Source organism: Pseudomonas sp. MF6776 (assembly GCF_016613125.1).
Taxonomy (GTDB): Bacteria; Pseudomonadota; Gammaproteobacteria; order Pseudomonadales; family Pseudomonadaceae; genus Aquipseudomonas; species Aquipseudomonas iridis.
This window is the reverse complement of record NZ_JAENSQ010000018.1, coordinates 1-15,909: the sequence shown is the minus strand read 5'-3', so window position 1 is coordinate 15,909 and position 15,909 is coordinate 1. Positions and strand designations below refer to the sequence as shown.

The window sequence follows — 15,909 nt, the reverse complement described above, 5'->3', positions numbered from 1 at the left end:
TTATTTCTTCATGATCGAGGTAAAGAGCTCGGATTCGAGGAATCGCTGAAGCCACGCCTGCAAACGAACGTATGGCGTCTGCGCGAACCACTCGCGATCGACATGAGCGAACTGGCGTACGAACGGCATTAACGCCACATCCGCCAGGCTCGGATGATCCGTCAGCAAGTAATCGCGCCCTTCAAGCAACTCTTCGAGCCTGCGCAAAAACATCTCACCCTCGGCCCGATAAACTTCCATCGGCTGCTCGGGATAGCGCTCGGCATATTTGTAGCGATTCAAATGGACCTTGAACACCTGATCATTGGCTTCGATCAACTCGGCAACCCGAGCATCACCGCTGAGCAACCAATCCTGCGGATCATTCTGTGCCAGCGCCCAGCGCATGATTTCCAGGCTTTCATCGATCACCCGACCGTCCGCATCCAGCACCGGCACCGTGCCTTTTGGCGAGATCGCGAGCATCTCGGCGGGTTTCGCCTTGAGGCTGACCTCGATAATCTCCACCGGCACGCCGCAATAACGCAGGGCCATCCGCGCGCGCATGGCGTAGGGGCAGCGGCGGAATGAATACAGCGTATTCATTTCACCTCCAGCGTGCTCAAACCGTTGCCCTGACGCAGGACTTGAATCTGCACCGGGATCCGCTCGTGCATCTCCTGCACGTGGGAAATCACCGCGACCTTGCGGCCCTGCGCCTGCAAGCCGTCGAGGGCATCCATCGCCAGTTGCAGGGATTCCGGATCAAGACTGCCAAAGCCTTCGTCGATAAACAGCGATTCGATTTTCAGCGTACTCGACGCCATTGATGCCAGGCCCAGCGCAAGGGCCAGCGAGACCAGGAAAGTCTCGCCGCCGGACAACGAATGCACCGAGCGCAATTCGTCGCCCATCTCCGTGTCCATCACCAGAAGGCCGAGCATGCTGCCGCCGCGTTTCAGGCGATAGCGTTTGACCAGTTGGCGCAACTGCACGTTGGCGTGGTGCACGAGCAAATCGAGGTTGTAGGCTTGGGCGATCTTGCGGAAAGTGTCGCCCGTCGCCGAACCGATCAGCGCACTCAGACGTGCCCAGCGCTGGTACTCGGCGTAGGCGTCGGCGATTTGCTGCGCCAGTGCCTGATTGGCGTTCTGCCGGCGCTGGTCTTCAGCCTGTTCGGCGCGCAATTCGGCGCATTGCTGCTCGCTGACGTTGAACTGGTTCTGCAGGTCAACGAGGGCGCTGGCGAGTTGTTCGGCATCGAGATTGCCGTTGTGCTGCGCCTGATGATCGAGCAAACGCTGATCGCGTTCCTGCAACAGCACTTTGGCCTGTTCGATGGCTTTTTCGTTGCGCTGCAAGTGTTGGCGCAATTCAGCCAGTTGCGTGTCATCGACCCGCAGTAGATCTTCGAGACCGCCATCGTCCAGCTCGGGATGGCGGGCGCGCCAGTCGGCAATCTTGCCGGCGAGATCCTTGTCTTCACTTTCCAGCGCTTGCAAACGTTCACGCTGGGCCTTGAGTTCGGCGGCGATCTGCACGAGTTGCGTGCTGATATTTTGCAGTTCTTGAGCCGTGCCGGTTTCGGCGTTGCGCGCCTGTTCAACGGCGTGTTCGAGTTGCTGCTGCCAGTGCTCGGCGCTGCTGTGCTCACCGAGCAGTTGCGTGAGTTTTTGCTGGCAAGCCTGTTGTTGCTCGGCCAGCGCATTGAATTGCTGTTCGGCGGCTTGCGATTGCTGCAGGCGGGTCTGCTGGCGATCCTGTTCTTTCTCCAGCGTTTGCTGACGTTGTTGCTGCTCGGCCAGTTCTTCCTTCTGCTGCTCGACTTGCGCCAGGCGCTCGGCAATCTGCTGGTCGAGCTGCATGAACGTCGCGGCCGGTTCCAGGCGCAAGGCTTCGAGAGTGTCCGCCGGCAGCAGGCTGCCAAACGCGGTGAGTTCTTCATCAAGGCGCTGGCGATCGCTGCTCAACTCGCGCTGCTGGTTACTCAAGTGCTGCGCCGCTTGCTGATGCGCAGTTTCGGCCTGACGCAGTTGCTGGGTCAGGCGCGCGGCGTCCTGTTGCAGGGTGAGCAGGGCGCCTTGGCGTTGTTCGTCCTGAGCGATGCTCTGATTCAATTGCTCGTTTTGGCGGGTGAGCCAGGCGTCGCGTTTCTCGGCGTCCTGATTATGCAACTGCGCGGACAGCGGATGAGCGTCGAGGCTCGGCGCCAGCGCCTGTTGCTGAGCGGCCAATTGTTCCTGTTGTTGCAGCAGCTCTTTTTGCTGAGCAATGACACCACCGACTTCGGCGCGCAGTTCAACCAGTTTTTCCTTGAGCTGATCGACCACTTGCTGGGCGTTGGCCTGTTCGCTTTCATCGTGGCGACCAAGGCTTTGCAGCAGCGCTTCGGGCTGATGATACGGGTGCTCGTTGCTGCCGCAGACCGGGCAGGGCTGATCGTCCTGCAACTGCGCGCGCAGCTCTTCGACACTGGCACTGCGGGCCAGACGCTGACGCTCCAGCAGTTCGCGGGTGACGTTGAGGGTTTGTTCGGCGACGGTCAGTTCAGCCTTGGTTTTTACGCCGTCCTGGGTCAGCCGCTCACGTTCCTGCTGGGCGCTGAGCTGGCGTTGTTGCAGCTCGCCGCTGCGCTTGTGCAGCTCCTGTTGGCTGGCCCACAGGCGCGACAGGTCTTCAAAGGCGCGCAGTTGCTTGCGATTGTCCTGCAACAGATTGCCGAGGATGCCGATCTGCTCGGCGACGGCATCGGGTTCGGCGCCGGCCTCCTTGAACAGCACTTCGAGTTGCTGCTTTTGTGCGGCAAATGCTTCAGCGTTGCGCGTGGCGCTCTCTTCGAGCGAGGCCAGTTCGGCCTGACCTTTGTTCAAGCGGTTGCCGATCAGCATCAGTTGTTGCAGGCGATCGCGGTAGGCATTCCACGCATCGCTCAATGGCGCCAGATGCGCGCTTTTCTCAAGCCCGGCGGCGATGTGTTGCAGGCGTTCAGTGACCTGGCCCTGCTTTTCCAACAAGGCTTGTATGTCACTCTGGCCTTGTGTGCAGGCGTGCTGTGCACGCTGTTTGGCATCGGCGCTGCTGGCTGCTTCTTTGGCCAGACGGGTGAGGGTGCTTTGCTCTTCAAACGCCTGACGCAACAGCGGGGCGTTCTCGCTTTGGCGCTGTTGCGCCTCGCTCAGGGCGACTTTCGCCGCCGCCAGATTTTGCTCCAGCAGCGTCTGCTGCTTGCTCAGTTTTGCGTGTTGCTGCGTATGCGCGGCAATCTGTCCAGCCAGCGGTGTCAGCAGCGCATCCAGTTCGGTTTTACGCGCGAACTGGTGACGTTGCGGGCCGAGCTGCTCCAGGCGCGTCAATTTCACGCGCTCGCCGGCCAGACTTTCCCATTGTTGTTGCGCGCTGTGCAGTTGCTCGGTGGCGGCCTGCTGCGATTCCTGCAACAGGCGCAACTCCTTGAGCCAGCCGTGCTGCTGTTCAAGCTGCTTGAGCTGCGTCTGCTGCACTTTCAGTTGTTGCTGTGCGGCATTGAAACGCTCATCCAGTTCCGCCCGCGCTTCGGGCGCAAGCGGGGTGACGCCGGTGGCCTGATCCTGCAACAGCTTGTGCGCCTCGCGGGCCTCTTTGGTCTTGTCGAAGGCGCGGCGCCCGAGCTGGGTGTACAGCGCGGTGTCGGTTAGTTTTTCCAGCAGTTCGCTGCGATCGTTGTCGTCAGCCTTGAGGAAGGCACTGAATTCGCTCTGGGCTAGCAGCACGGCGCGGGTGAACTGTTCGAAGTTCAGGCCCAGCGCGGCTTCCAGTTGAGTCTTGTATTCGCCTTTCTGGCTGGCGAGCAGTTGATCCTGATCGATGTCGCGCAGGCTCTGGCGGCTGGCCTGTAACTTGCCGCCAGCCTTTTCCCGTGCACGATTGGCTTCCCAGCGCGCACGGTAGCGACGGCCATCGATACCGACAAAATCCACCTCGGCGTAGCCTTCACCGGTGCCGCGACGCAGCAACGTACGCGGGTCGCCGGTGGCGATTTCGCCGTCGGCGTCCGGGACTTTGGCGTCACGGCCGGTGTTGTTCAAACGCGGCACGGCGCCGAACAGCGCCAGGCACAAGGCGTCGAGCAGGGTGCTTTTACCGGCGCCAGTCGGGCCAGTGATCGCAAACAGACCCGCGCTGGCCAGCGGCTCGGCGGTGAAGTCGATTTCAAACGGTCCAGCGAGCGAGGCCAGGTTCTTCAAACGAATGGCGAGAATCTTCATGGCTGCTCGCCCTCCATTTGCACGTCTTGCAACAGTTCGGCGAAGTCCTTGAGAGTTTGTTCATCGACCTCGTTGCCATAGTTGTCGAGCCACGCGCGGCTGAACAATTCCTGGGGCGTGAGTTGGTCAAGTTCGATCAACGCGGTGCCGTCCTCCACGCCATCGGCACCCCGGTTGCCAGCGTATTCGGCGGCGATGCGCACCAGACGCACGGCTTTGCCTTGCAGGGCGGTTTCTACCTGATGGCGCAGATCCGGTTGCGGCTCGTCGAGGCGCACGCGCACTTCCAGCCACGGTTGGCGCTGGGTTTCAGCGAGAAGATCGACGTTTGGCAAGTCCGCCAGTTGCACGAGGATTTCCGCCAACGGCGCCGGACCGATGCGCTGCAAGTTGACAGCGCGGGGGATCAGTTTCGGTTCGACGCTGACCAGCGTTTCGCCATCCAGCGTGATATCGAGAATCTGGTGCTGATAACCAATCTCCGAGAACGACAACGGAATCGGCGAGCCGCTGTAGCGAATGCGCTCTTCACCGTTGACCTTCTGCGGTTTGTGCAAGTGACCGAGGGCGACGTAGCTGATGCTCGGCCCGAACAGACTGGCGGGCAGCGCTTCGGCATTGCCGATGATCAGACTGCGCTCGGAATCCTCCGACACCGAACCGCCGGCCATGTGCGCATGACTGATGGCGATCAGCGCCTGCCCCGGCTTGCGCTTGGCATTCGCCGCCTCGATCAGCCATTCATGCACTTGGCCGATGCCACGCAAATAGTTGTCACCCAGATGCGCGCCGGTCACCTCCGCCGGGCGCAGGAACGGCAGCGCCAGGCACCACGCGGCGACTTCGCCGGTTTTATCCGGCAACGGCAGCAGCAGGCGTTCGGCATCCAGTTGCCCATCATCCAGCCACAATACCCGCCCTAACGCGTGGGTGCGCAAACGGCGCATCAACGGCGCGGGCAGTTCGATTCGTGAGCCGGAATCGTGGTTGCCGGCGATCATCACGATGGTCAGCAACGGTTGCTGCTCGTGGGCGCTGACGATGAAATCGTAGAGGCGTTCCTGGGCTTTGACCGGTGGATTGACCGTGTCGAAGATGTCACCGGCAATCAACAGCACATCCGGCTGCGCCAGTTTCAGTTGGAGCAGCAGCCATTCGAGGAAGCACGCATGCTCGAAATCGCGCTCCTGGCCGTGCAGGTTTTGCCCAAGGTGCCAGTCGGAGGTGTGAAACAGACGCAAGGTGGACTCCGCAACAGATAAAGAGGTGATGGCCGCGGGGTAATGAATGGGCGGCGGAAGTGGGGAGAGTTTACAGATTATTGCGCATGGCAGTCTCGGCGCGGACGCTTGTGGCGAGGGGATTAATCCCCGATCGACTGCGCAGCAGCCGCAAACTCAGCCTGCGCGGTGTTTCAGAAATATGCAGATTGCGGGTTTTGGGGCGCTTGGCAGCCCATCGGGGAGGCATTCATTAATTGACGCCAAAATAGTGGCCATCTAATATCGCGCCGCTAAATTGACATCAAAGCGCTAGTAGTCTCGCTTTACCCTTGTTTGCTCTCATCGGCGCCCAAGTGCGGGCCTGTTGGAGCAACTGTGCTTGTCGTCAATCCCGTATTCCTGCCTGCTGTAATGAGATTTTAAACATGGACGTTCGCCACTTCGCCTTGCTCGCTCGTCAGCCTGCTGCTGCCGTGAAACCCCGTGAATCGTTTCTGGGCATGCCCAAGCGCGGGTTGGCGTTTCTGCTGGCGAACGTCATGTTCTGGCAACCGATGTGGGCTCAGGCCGACGGCATCACCGCAAGTGTTTTACACGATTGACGGTAAAACCAAGTCCGTAGTGTTCGAAAACGAAGCCCGAAAAATACCGGAGATAATCGAGTGATCACAGAAGATCTAGAAATCGTCAAAAAAATTTTTCACATGGTCGAAGGGGGTATTGTTCACGGGTACGACGCCTTTCGATACGAAATAGAGGTAAGTCAGGGGTTTATGGAAGCCGAATTGACCGTTGAAAAAAACGGTGTTGAGGTAACTGATGCCGAAATCGATTTTGATATCTCCGACGTGTATTTTTTGGCAAAAGAATTAAAGGCTAATGCCGTGCAGCGCGGTGAACCATGGAAATCGTTTGTCATGTCCTACCGAGAGGGTGGGGAAGTGAAGATGAAGTTCAGCTATTGATTATGGAGTTATTGGCGCATCACTTAATGTCTGGAGCAACGGACGGCTACCGCCCTCCGTTTCCATAACAAGCACGATTGGTAGCGTTATGAAAGAACAGCTGGATATTCTAAACACGTTGGCTTCGCTGATTTACGAGCAAGCCCCGGGTTCTTGTGACGAGATAGTCTATAAAGCCAAAACTGATCCCGATGAAGGCTGGGTTGAATCAAGCTTTTTCTACCATAAAGATGGTGAGCGGCATTCCGTTTTTTTGACTGACGCTTGTGAATCAGAAGCGTCGGAGCTGGTATCGAAATTAAATGAGGTCATGTTTGCGTATACGGGAGGCAGATGGCGATCTTTTGTTTTGAAGTTCGACAGCAACCTCAAGGTTTCTACAGATTTTAACTATTGAAAATGTAGCGGGCACCCTCGAGGCGCCCCGTTTCATTGTAGAGCGGAGAACGAAATCAAGCCTACTTTGGATAAAGCGGCGGCAACCCACTATCACCCACCGGATCCTGCACCCGTTCCGCCGCAGGAATAGTACGAATCGCCCGCCACAAATCCTCACCCTGCCAGTACTGCCCCGTCTCGCTGTACAGCGCACCGTTGAGTCCATCCAGCGCATCCGACAGCGGCACAAACCGCGCCGCCATATCCGCCAGCGTCTCTGGTTGCTGACGCGCCCAGGCATCCAGTGCCTGGCGGGTTGCGTGCGGATCGTTGGCCTGGCTCGCACGCTTGATGTCGTCCATCAATGTGCGCGGGCTCGGGCCGGTTTGGGCGGCGCGCAGGATTGCCGGTTGCCAGCGTGCGCGCCACCACAGGCCGAAGCCGAGGAGGGTGGTGCAGGCCAGAATGAGGGTGCTGAGTTTCCACCACCACAACACATCATTGTCGACCGCGCTCGGTTGCAGGCCGCCGGTCGGGGTGTCGACTTGCAGGCTCGGGTTGTTGGCCACTTGCAGGGTGCGCGCCGGCAGGCTTGTGTGTTCCAGGTGATCCTCGAAGGTGTTCCACCACACCACGTCCACCGTTGGCAGGTCGATTAAACCGCTGCGGCTCGGGACCAGCGCTTCGCGTTCTTCACGGCTACCGATCAGGCCACGGTCGCTGCTCTGGTTGCTCAGCACCGGTTGATCCGGGTAGCGCCGCAGGCCGTTGACTTCGGTGGCAGGCATGGCGGGCAATTGAGAGCTGGCCAGGCCTTCGACCTTCAGGGTCAGGCTGCGTGTCAGCGAGTCGCCGACCTGAGTGTGTTCTGGCTCAGGGTTCCAGCTTTCGCTCAGGCTCAAGCTGCGGGCCGGCAGCCATGGCGCATCGATCGGGTAGGTCAGCGGCTTGGGTTTGACCGTGAGGGGGATTTGCGCGGAGCTGACTCGCATCAGTTTGCCGGGTTTCGGCCCTTGTGCGGTCGAGTCCTGGGCAGGCTGAGTCTCAACCAGCGTTGCGCTGAACGTCTGCGGCGCAATGGTCAACAAGCCGCTGTGCTGCGGGTAGATCGCATAGCGCATTTCGATCACGCCATGGCGCACGCCGTTGATGTCTTTCTCGTAGGTGCGCGTGTCACCCAGTTGCTCGACGCGCGCGTCGGCGATTTGCAGCGGGGTCAGGCTGCTGTCGTCGTACAGCGACACCGAATGGTAGATGCGCAGGGTCAGGATCGCCTGGGCCTGCACATAGACGCTGGACTGATCGAGACTGGCCTCGATGAACACCGGATCGAGGCTGTTCTTGTCCTCGCGGACATCACTTTCGACCACTTGCACGGTGATCGGCTGGCTCTGGACATCGCCCACTTGCAGCGGCGGAATCAGCACGCTGCCGTTTTCCTTTGGCAACAGGGTGATGATCCAGCGCGTGGTGGCGCGGTTGTCGCCATTGAGTGTGTTCAACTGGTTGACCTGCCGCGTGCCGCGTACTTCGAACAGCGGTTCCAGCGGTGTCAGGTCGGGTTTGCCGAACTGGGTGACGTCGTTGGTTTCGAGGGTGAGTTCGACCGTCTCGCCGGAATTCAGGCGACTGCGATCCACGCTGGCGATCAACTCGGCCGCGTGCGCGGTGGCCGTGCAGATCAGCAGGGGCAGCAAGAGAACGGTGAAGCGGGTCATCGAATGTTTTCCTGATCCTGATGTTGTTGCTGTTCGTACCAGAATTTGCGTCGCAGCAATTCGCCGGGGTCATCCGGGATCTTGCCCAGCCATTGTTCCAGTGCCTGACGTTGCTCGCCTTCGAGGTTGTCCTCGCTGGGACGCAGCGTCGGCACGGTGTTCGTTTCTTCTTCCTCGTCACTGCCGGGCAATTCGTCAGGCCCTGGCAGCGGCGGGGCGGTCGGTGGTGGTTCGCTGGCCGACTCGGCGGGTTGAGCCTCGCTGCGAGTTTCACTTTGTACCGCAGGTGGCGGCGCGGTCGCTGGCGGCGGTTCATCGCCGGGCAGGTTTTGCTCCGTCGGTTTGGGCTCCGGTTCAGCGGGCGGTGGTGTTTTTTGCAGCTTCAGCAGATTTTCCACCAGCGCCTTGTTGGTCTGCGCCGGGCGCAAGTCCGGTTGCAACTCCAGGGCCTGTTCATAGGCATCGATGGCGGCGTCCAGCTCACCGCTTTTCGCCAGCGCGTTGCCTCGATTGTAGTGGGCGCGGGCATCGCTGCCTTCGGCGAAACGCTGGGCGGCGCCACTGTAGTCGCCGGCCTCGTACAACGCCACCCCTTGCCACTGATGATCGGCAAAATGTTGCGCCGCTTCGGCGGGGCGTTTCTGCTTGAGCAAGTGCAGTCCGCGCTGATCGGGGCGCAGCCACAGGTCTTCGAAGTCAAAAGCGTAGCTGGGCTGCGGCAGGCAGAACAGCAGCGGCAGACAGAACAACCAGCCGCGACGCCCGGCACACGCCGCCAGCAATAACAGCGGCAACAGCAACCAGTAACCCTGATCAGCCCAGGTGTCGAGGCGCACGGTCTGGCCGTCGTCGCGCAAACTGCGCGGGCCATTGAGCAAACCGAGGGCGCCCAGATCGCCTTCGTCCAGCCGTGCGACGTGATAGTCGCCGCCGACGCTGTTGAGGAAAGCGCTGAGGCCCGGACTGTCGAGTTGCGGCACGCGGATCGCGCCTTGTTCGTCCTTGAGGAAACTGCCGTCCTCTTGGGCAATCGGTGCGCCTTCTGCGGTGCCGACGCCGAGCATCAACAGTTGCGCCGACTCACCGCTCAGGGCACGGCGAATGCCTTGGCGCTCTTCTTCATTCAGGGATGAGCCGATCAACAGAATCCGGCCTTGGCCAAGCGCGCCTTGTTTGAGCAATGCCAGCGCCTTGCTCACCGCAAGGTCTGCGCGATGACCGCTTTGCGGCATCAGCGAAGGCTTGAGGGCGTCGAGCAGGTTACGACTGGTGGCCAAATCATCCGACAGCGGCACCAGCGTGTGGGCACTGCCGGCGTAGACGACGATGGCGGTCTGCGCATCGCTGCGTGCCTGCAACAGATCGAAGAGTTTGCGTCGCGCCTGTTCCAGTCGCGTCGGCGGCGATTCGGTGGCGAGCATTTCTGGGGTCAGTTCCAGCACCACCACCAATGGATCGGCAGGTTTCTGACTGGTCTGTTCGACGCGCTCCCAACTCGGCCCGAGCAGCGCCAAAATCGTCAGCAGCCATGCCACGCCCAGGGCGACCCACGGCAGTTTGCTGTCGCGACCACTACCGCCGCTGAGCAGGGTGGCGTGGAATGCCGGCGGCAAAATCATCTGCCAGCGGCCAGCGCGTTTTTGCCGATGCCAGAGTTGCCAGATCAGCCAGCCCAACAGCGGCAGCAACAGCAACCACCACGGACGGAACCAGTGCGGCCAGAGGGCGATCATCGGCGCCTCCGCAAACGCAGGCGCTTGAGCCGTTCGCGCCAGTCAGGCAGGGGGCTTTGCAGATACAGTTCCTTGTTGAACAGGCGTTGCAGCGGGTTGTCCGGCCACAATTCACGCGCGACTAACAGCAGGCTCAGCCACAAGGTCAATGCCAGAGGCCAGTGATACAAGGCTTGCGCCGGTCGTGCCTGGGTCGGTTGCTGGGTCACCGGCTCGAGTTGGTCGAGGGTGTCCTTGATTGCTTGCAGTTCTTTGCCGTCGTGGGCGCGGAAATACTGGCCGCCGGTGACTTCAGCGATGGCTTTGAGCGCCGGCTCATCAAGGTCCAGGCTCGGATTGACCCCGAGCAACGCGGTGGATCCGCTGTCTTCCGGATTGGCGCCGATGCCGATCGGGTAGATCTTCACGCCTTCGCTGGCCGCCAGTTTCGCCGCGGTCAGCGGGTCGATTTCGCCGCCATTGTTGGCGCCGTCCGTGACCAGAATCAGCACGCGACTTTGCGCCGGACGCAGGCGCAGGCGTTTCAAGGCCAGACCGATGGCGTCGCCGATGGCGGTGTTCTTGCCAGCGATGCCGATCCGCGCTTCGTCGAGCCAGACACGCACGGTGTGGCGATCGAAGGTCAGCGGTGCTTGCAGATAGGCCTGGCTGCCGAACAGGATCAGGCCAACGCGATCGCCGTCGCGGCTTTCGAGGAAGTCACCCAGCAAGTGTTGCACCAGAGTCAGGCGGCTGACGTCCTCGTCCTGCCATTGCATGTCGGGGAAGTCCATTGATCCGGACACGTCCACCGCGACCAGCAGATCACGACCGCTGGCAGCAATCGGGAGTGGTTCGCCAAGCCATTGCGGGCGTGCAGCGGCGCTCAACAGCAGCAGCCACAGCAAAATGAACGGTGCCTGTTGGCGCCACGCTGGCAGATTGGCCCGAGCGCGACGACGCGCAAGGCCTTCAAGGTCGGAGAGGAAGCTGACTTTCAACGCCGGCTCGCCACTGTCGGCCACCGGCAGCACAAGACGCATCAGCCAAGGCAGCGGCAACAGGACGAAGATCCACGGCCAGGCGAATTCAAACATGCTTGCGAATCCAGGTGTCGACCGCTTGGGTCAGTCCGGCGATGGCTTTGTCGTCGAGTTTGCATTCCGGTTTGTAGGCACCTTCAACCAGCACCATCCAGCGCGTCAGCCCGGCGGCCGGGCAACGGTTGTCGAGAAAGGCCAGCCATTTGCGGCCATTGAGCGTGTGGCTCTGGCTATAAGGGTAATGGTTGCGACACAGGCGTTTGAGCAGGCCGTTGAGCTGTTGCAGCCAGGCCCCGGCCGGGGCGCCGTCGTAGGGCTTGGGCATTTGTGCCAGTTCGGCGAGGGCGGCGATGCGCACCGGGTCGAGCGGCTGTTCGGCGCGCACGACCGGACGTTTTTTCATCGGGATGAAACGGCGCAGACGCCACACGGCAAAACCGAGCAGCGGCAACAACAAAAGCAGCAACCACCAGCCCGGCGCCGGCGGCCAGAAGGCAATCGGGGGCGGGGAGATCAGCGGTTGCAGTTGTTCGAGGCCGTTCATCGACCTTTCCCCGGTCGCTGCGGATTGAGGAACTCGCGCATCTGCTCGACCATCTCGCTTTGGGTGCTCAGCGGCATCAGCAACACCCGCAGCTTTTGCGCGAGCAATTCCCAACGGGCGATGCGTGCTTCGGCCTGGGCGCGATAGGTCTGGCGCAAGTCAAAATTGAGCGTGTCGAGTTCCAGTTGCGCGCCTCGTTCGGCGAAGCGCAAAAGTCCGGCGGCGGGCAGGGCGTGATCGAGCGGGTCGGACAGCGGCAGCATCAGCAGGTCGCAATGCCGCGAGAGCAGACTCAGTTGCTGCTCGGCGCTGTCGGAGAGCGCACGCTCATCGCAAATCACGATCACCAGACTGCCCGGGCGCAATACCTCACGGGCGCGGCGCAGGGCCACGCCGAGCGTGTCGCGATCCGGTTCGCGCTCGGTGTGCAGCGACTGGTTGACCTTCACCAGACGGTTGAGCAATTGCAGCAGGCTCTGTTTGCTGCGCCGTGGCTTGATTTCGTAGTGCTCGTTGTCGCCGAACACCAGGCCGCCGACCCGGTCGTTATGGCCCAGCGCGGCCCAGCCGATCAACGCCGCCACTTGCGCCGCCAGCACCGACTTGAACATCAGCCCCGAGCCGAAAAACAGCCGCGTGCTTTGCTCGACCATGATGAAGATCGGCCGTTCGCGTTCTTCATGGAACAGCTTGGTGTGCGGCTCCTGGGTGCGAGCTGTAACGCGCCAGTCGATGGTGCGCACGTCGTCGCCGGCCTGATAAACCCGCACTTGATCGAAGTCGACGCCACGCCCGCGGAATTTCGAGTGATGCAAGCCGATCAGCGGGCTGCGCTGGCTCGGCGTGGAAAACAGCTGCACTTCGCGCACACGGTGGCGCATCTCGATCAGCTCGGCGAGGCTGACGCGGATGCCCGGTTCGGACGGCAGAGGGGCGTTCATGGGGGTCAAGCGACGGCTACGACGTCGAGAATCCGCTGCACCACCCGATCCTGATCGATGCCGGCGGCTTCGGCCTCAAACGACAGAATGATGCGATGACGCAACACGTCGAACAGTACGGCTTGAATGTCTTCGGGGCTGACGAAGTCGCGTCCGGCCAGCCAAGCGTGGGCCCGGGCGCAGCGGTCGAGGGCGATCGAACCCCGCGGGCTGGCGCCATAGGCGATCCACTCGGCCATTTCCGGGTCGAACTTGGCCGGTGTGCGCGTGGCCATGACCAGTTGCACGAGGTATTCCTCCACGGCGTCAGCCATGTACAGGCCAAGGATTTCCTTACGGGCGGCGAAGATCGCCTGCTGGCTGACCCGGCGCTCGGGTTTGGTCTCGCCGTTCAGCGCTTCGCCACGGGCTTGCTGGAGGATGCGCCGTTCGACGGCGGCGTCGGGGAAGCCGATTTTGACATGCATCAGGAAGCGGTCTAGTTGCGCTTCGGGCAATGGATAGGTGCCTTCCTGCTCGATCGGGTTCTGCGTCGCCATCACCAGAAACAGCGGCGATAGCTCATAGGTGCTGCGCCCGACGCTGACCTGGCGCTCGGCCATCGCTTCAAGCAGCGCCGATTGCACCTTGGCCGGGGCCCGGTTGATTTCGTCCGCCAGCACCAGGTTGTGGAAGATCGGCCCCTGCTGAAACACGAAACTGCCGGTTTCCGGACGATAGATCTCGGTGCCGGTGATGTCGGCAGGCAACAGGTCGGGGGTGAACTGGATGCGATGGAACTGGGCTTCGATGCCCTCGGCGAGTTCTTTGATCGCTTTGGTCTTGGCCAGACCCGGAGCGCCCTCGACCAGCATGTGGCCGTCAGCGAGCAGGGCGATGAGCAAACGCTCGATGAGTTTTTCCTGGCCGAGAATCTGCGTTGAAAGAAAGGTTCGCAGCGCCAGCAGCGCTTCACGATGTTCCATCGGTGACTGTTCCTGGAAAGGGGTGGCCACAGGCGCAAGGATAACGCCGGGGCTGGGGGCGTTACTTTAATCCATCGCGGGGGGTGGCGACTAACGGCATTTTGTAGAAAAGAGCAAAAGATCGCAGCCTGCGGCGGCTCCTGCATTGGAATGCGATCCCGTGTAGGAGCTGCCGAAGGCTGCGATCTTTTGACCTTTTTACTCCTCAACCATCTGAAGATCAGTTAACAGAAGTTTAATTGCGACTGTATCGACCAGTTCCTGCCAGGGGCCATCTTCAACAATCGCGCCGTTCTGCATGACGATGACCCGATCAAAGCGGTACAGGTGGTCGACATCATGGGTGACACAGATCAATCCGCGAGTCGCAAACGTATCGAACAAAAGATCCCAAACCGGTGCGGCCAACTTCGGTTCAATGGAGGCGCTGGGTTCGTCGAACAGATTGAACCGCCCCGGCCTGTTTATCAGGCGAAGCAAAGACAGGCGTTTCGCCTCCCCACCGGAAATATTTGAGGCGTTCTCGGTGAGTTTGCGTTGCGAAACAATGTCCTCAAGATTTAAACGTTTAATCGCCAGGTGCAGGTCTGGCGATCGATCCATGCCAAACAGAACTGACTTGGCAAAACTGCCCTCTAGAAACTGCGGCGACTGAGGGCAATACCTCAACACCTGCAGATGTGTCTGGGCGTTCAGATCGCAGAGTTGCACCTCATCGATACTCACGTGAGCTCTCACTGAGGCGTTGAGCCCGGCCAGCGTTTCGAGCAAGGTGGATTTGCCGGCCCCACTGGGGCCAGTAATCGCAACCGACTGCCCTTGGTAAAACGTCATGGTTTGGCTGATGGTCAACTGAACAGCGTTGTTAACGCTGACGGTGCAGGGCTGAAGGACGAGCGTCGACTCATTCTGCGACGTGATATCGGCTTGTCGACTGTCATCATCAAAGTCTGGCAGTGACAGCAGGTTGCGTAGTCTTCGCTGATCCGCCAGAAACTGATCGAGCACTCGATAACCTTCAGTCAGCGCTGAGATGTTGAGCAAAAAGCTTCCGGCAATGGCGAATACGGCTACCAGTTGGCCAACGCTAATACTTGGCTCACCTGACAACTGGTCAATGACTCCCCAACCCAGCAACCCTCCAGTAGACAAGCTGACAAAGAGGGTTTTCGCTCCACTCAAGAACCCTCCGGAACTGGCCACCGTCACTGCCGCTTTGGCGTACTGCCGGAAGGCATGGTTCAAGGGTTGAGTTGCCGTGTGTTCGGCGCTTTCCAGCTTTATCGATTTGCCGGTATTCAGGGTGCTGAAAAGCAGCGCACTTAGTTCGTCCTCCTGCTCATTAACTGCATCAATGTGCTTTCTGCGCCATTTGATGATTCGGTGGGCGGCAAGCAAGTAAAGGATCGCCATGCCAGTCATTGACAGAAAAATACCTGCCCCACCCATGTAATAAAAAGCCAGCCCGACGATGATGAACTCCAGACACAGCGGCAAACCGGTGGTGATGAAAAACGTCAGCAATTGCTCATGAGCGGTAATTCCACGCTCTACTGACTTAATGAAATGGCCAATACGCCAAGTGTTGAATTGCTGGAACTCTTTGCGCATCAACTGTGCCATCCAGTCGATTGAGGCATCCATCACTACCTGTTGCACCAACTTGGAAAGGAAATAGATTTGCAACGGATTGATTGCAGCTTGAATGCATCCGGCTAGGGTTATCGCCACCGTCAATAACAACAGTGGGTTGAGCGCTGTTGGGGTTTGACTGTTTAGTGCGTCAATTACTTTGCCTAGGAGCAGTGGCGGTGCTAGTGCAAGGACTTTCAGCGCTATTACTGTGGTGATGGTTGAGATCAATAGCCATGCGTGTTTTTTGCAAGCGGTTCTGATGAGCGTCTGCATTGAATGTCTTCTGTGGTGTAGCGCTAACATTATTTTGCGGGTAATTGACGCAAGATGGTTTGTGGTGCTACCAGGCATCCATTTCTTATAATGTTAAAGCGTTCAAGGCCAGGTATATAGCTTTGGCAAACAATGCCGTTTCCGGGAAAGTCAGTAATGACTCGGCGGTTACAGGAGCTGAGTGCAACACGGTTATTGAATTGAAGCTGGAGCATCATGCCGCATAGCCATAGCTTCCTGCATCACCTCGTCCATAACCTCGATCGGACACTTGAAGTCGAAGCGCTTA

At 59.8% G+C, this 15,909-nt stretch carries 13 protein-coding genes; 3 read left to right on the top strand and 10 right to left on the bottom strand.

Annotated elements, in window-relative coordinates; translation table 11 throughout:
* From JJD74_RS19690 to JJD74_RS19680, 3 genes are read right to left on the bottom strand one after another with little or no spacing between them, the layout of a single operon-like run.
* On the bottom strand, positions 1–585 hold the full coding sequence (locus tag JJD74_RS19690) for a glutathione S-transferase (protein WP_200616603.1): 585 nt from the start codon (positions 583–585) through the stop codon (positions 1–3).
* Positions 582–4,223, bottom strand: coding sequence for an AAA family ATPase (locus tag JJD74_RS19685; protein ID WP_200616602.1), 3,642 nt, complete (start codon positions 4,221–4,223; stop codon positions 582–584). Before JJD74_RS19685 ends, JJD74_RS19690 begins: the two co-directional genes overlap by 4 nt.
* Positions 4,220–5,464 (bottom strand): exonuclease SbcCD subunit D C-terminal domain-containing protein, encoded by a 1,245-nt coding sequence (locus tag JJD74_RS19680; RefSeq protein ID WP_200616601.1) that lies wholly within the window; start codon positions 5,462–5,464, stop codon positions 4,220–4,222. Before JJD74_RS19680 ends, JJD74_RS19685 begins: the two co-directional genes overlap by 4 nt.
* Before the next feature lie 407 nt (positions 5,465–5,871).
* Between JJD74_RS19680 and JJD74_RS19675 the strand changes: the two genes are divergently transcribed.
* The 3 genes from JJD74_RS19675 to JJD74_RS19665 all read left to right on the top strand — a co-directional run bounded on the left by JJD74_RS19675 (position 5,872) and on the right by JJD74_RS19665 (position 6,808).
* Positions 5,872–6,048 (top strand): hypothetical protein, encoded by a 177-nt coding sequence (locus JJD74_RS19675; RefSeq protein WP_155418738.1) that lies wholly within the window; start codon positions 5,872–5,874, stop codon positions 6,046–6,048.
* 60 nt (positions 6,049–6,108) lie between these two features.
* Positions 6,109–6,411 carry a hypothetical protein gene (locus JJD74_RS19670; RefSeq protein ID WP_042559493.1) on the top strand — a complete coding sequence of 101 codons (303 nt, stop codon included), beginning with the start codon at positions 6,109–6,111 and terminating at the stop codon, positions 6,409–6,411.
* Positions 6,412–6,499: 88 nt separating this feature from the next.
* On the top strand, positions 6,500–6,808 hold the full coding sequence (locus JJD74_RS19665; protein WP_042559492.1) for a hypothetical protein: 309 nt from the start codon (positions 6,500–6,502) through the stop codon (positions 6,806–6,808).
* A gap of 61 nt (positions 6,809–6,869) precedes the next feature.
* Here JJD74_RS19665 and JJD74_RS19660 read toward each other — a convergent pair whose 3' ends face one another.
* The 7 genes from JJD74_RS19660 to JJD74_RS19630 all read right to left on the bottom strand — a co-directional run bounded on the left by JJD74_RS19660 (position 6,870) and on the right by JJD74_RS19630 (position 15,620).
* Positions 6,870–8,507 carry a BatD family protein gene (locus JJD74_RS19660; protein WP_200616600.1) on the bottom strand — a complete coding sequence of 546 codons (1,638 nt, stop codon included), beginning with the start codon at positions 8,505–8,507 and terminating at the stop codon, positions 6,870–6,872.
* Positions 8,504–10,240, bottom strand: a complete 1,737-nt coding sequence (locus tag JJD74_RS19655) for a tetratricopeptide repeat protein (RefSeq protein ID WP_200616599.1) — start codon at positions 10,238–10,240, stop codon at positions 8,504–8,506. Before JJD74_RS19655 ends, JJD74_RS19660 begins: the two co-directional genes overlap by 4 nt.
* Positions 10,237–11,316: a vWA domain-containing protein gene (locus tag JJD74_RS19650; protein WP_042559489.1), complete on the bottom strand. Its 1,080-nt coding sequence runs from the start codon at positions 11,314–11,316 to the stop codon at positions 10,237–10,239. Before JJD74_RS19650 ends, JJD74_RS19655 begins: the two co-directional genes overlap by 4 nt.
* Positions 11,309–11,806 (bottom strand): DUF4381 domain-containing protein, encoded by a 498-nt coding sequence (locus JJD74_RS19645; protein WP_042559488.1) that lies wholly within the window; start codon positions 11,804–11,806, stop codon positions 11,309–11,311. The genes JJD74_RS19650 and JJD74_RS19645 overlap by 8 nt, the downstream gene beginning before the upstream one ends.
* Positions 11,803–12,747 carry a DUF58 domain-containing protein gene (locus tag JJD74_RS19640; protein WP_042559487.1) on the bottom strand — a complete coding sequence of 315 codons (945 nt, stop codon included), beginning with the start codon at positions 12,745–12,747 and terminating at the stop codon, positions 11,803–11,805. The genes JJD74_RS19645 and JJD74_RS19640 overlap by 4 nt, the downstream gene beginning before the upstream one ends.
* A 5-nt stretch (positions 12,748–12,752) precedes the next feature.
* Positions 12,753–13,712, bottom strand: coding sequence for an AAA family ATPase (locus tag JJD74_RS19635; protein ID WP_003218556.1), 960 nt, complete (start codon positions 13,710–13,712; stop codon positions 12,753–12,755).
* A gap of 198 nt (positions 13,713–13,910) precedes the next feature.
* Positions 13,911–15,620 carry an ATP-binding cassette domain-containing protein gene (locus tag JJD74_RS19630; protein ID WP_200616598.1) on the bottom strand — a complete coding sequence of 570 codons (1,710 nt, stop codon included), beginning with the start codon at positions 15,618–15,620 and terminating at the stop codon, positions 13,911–13,913.
* Between the last annotated feature and the right edge of the window lie 289 nt (positions 15,621–15,909).

What these genes read in the sequence shown, in the direction of transcription:
- JJD74_RS19690 (WP_200616603.1), bottom strand. Translation starts at nt 585, where the DNA reads ATGAATACGCTGTATTCATTCCGCCGCTGCCCCTACGCCATGCGCGCG.
- JJD74_RS19685 (WP_200616602.1), bottom strand. Translation starts at nt 4,223, where the DNA reads ATGAAGATTCTCGCCATTCGTTTGAAGAACCTGGCCTCGCTCGCTGGA.
- JJD74_RS19675 (WP_155418738.1), top strand. Translation starts at nt 5,872, where the DNA reads ATGGACGTTCGCCACTTCGCCTTGCTCGCTCGTCAGCCTGCTGCTGCC.
- JJD74_RS19665 (WP_042559492.1), top strand. Translation starts at nt 6,500, where the DNA reads ATGAAAGAACAGCTGGATATTCTAAACACGTTGGCTTCGCTGATTTAC.
- JJD74_RS19660 (WP_200616600.1), bottom strand. Translation starts at nt 8,507, where the DNA reads ATGACCCGCTTCACCGTTCTCTTGCTGCCCCTGCTGATCTGCACGGCC.
- JJD74_RS19655 (WP_200616599.1), bottom strand. Translation starts at nt 10,240, where the DNA reads ATGATCGCCCTCTGGCCGCACTGGTTCCGTCCGTGGTGGTTGCTGTTG.
- JJD74_RS19650 (WP_042559489.1), bottom strand. Translation starts at nt 11,316, where the DNA reads ATGTTTGAATTCGCCTGGCCGTGGATCTTCGTCCTGTTGCCGCTGCCT.
- JJD74_RS19645 (WP_042559488.1), bottom strand. Translation starts at nt 11,806, where the DNA reads ATGAACGGCCTCGAACAACTGCAACCGCTGATCTCCCCGCCCCCGATT.
- JJD74_RS19640 (WP_042559487.1), bottom strand. Translation starts at nt 12,747, where the DNA reads ATGAACGCCCCTCTGCCGTCCGAACCGGGCATCCGCGTCAGCCTCGCC.
- JJD74_RS19635 (WP_003218556.1), bottom strand. Translation starts at nt 13,712, where the DNA reads ATGGAACATCGTGAAGCGCTGCTGGCGCTGCGAACCTTTCTTTCAACG.
- JJD74_RS19630 (WP_200616598.1), bottom strand. Translation starts at nt 15,620, where the DNA reads ATGCAGACGCTCATCAGAACCGCTTGCAAAAAACACGCATGGCTATTG.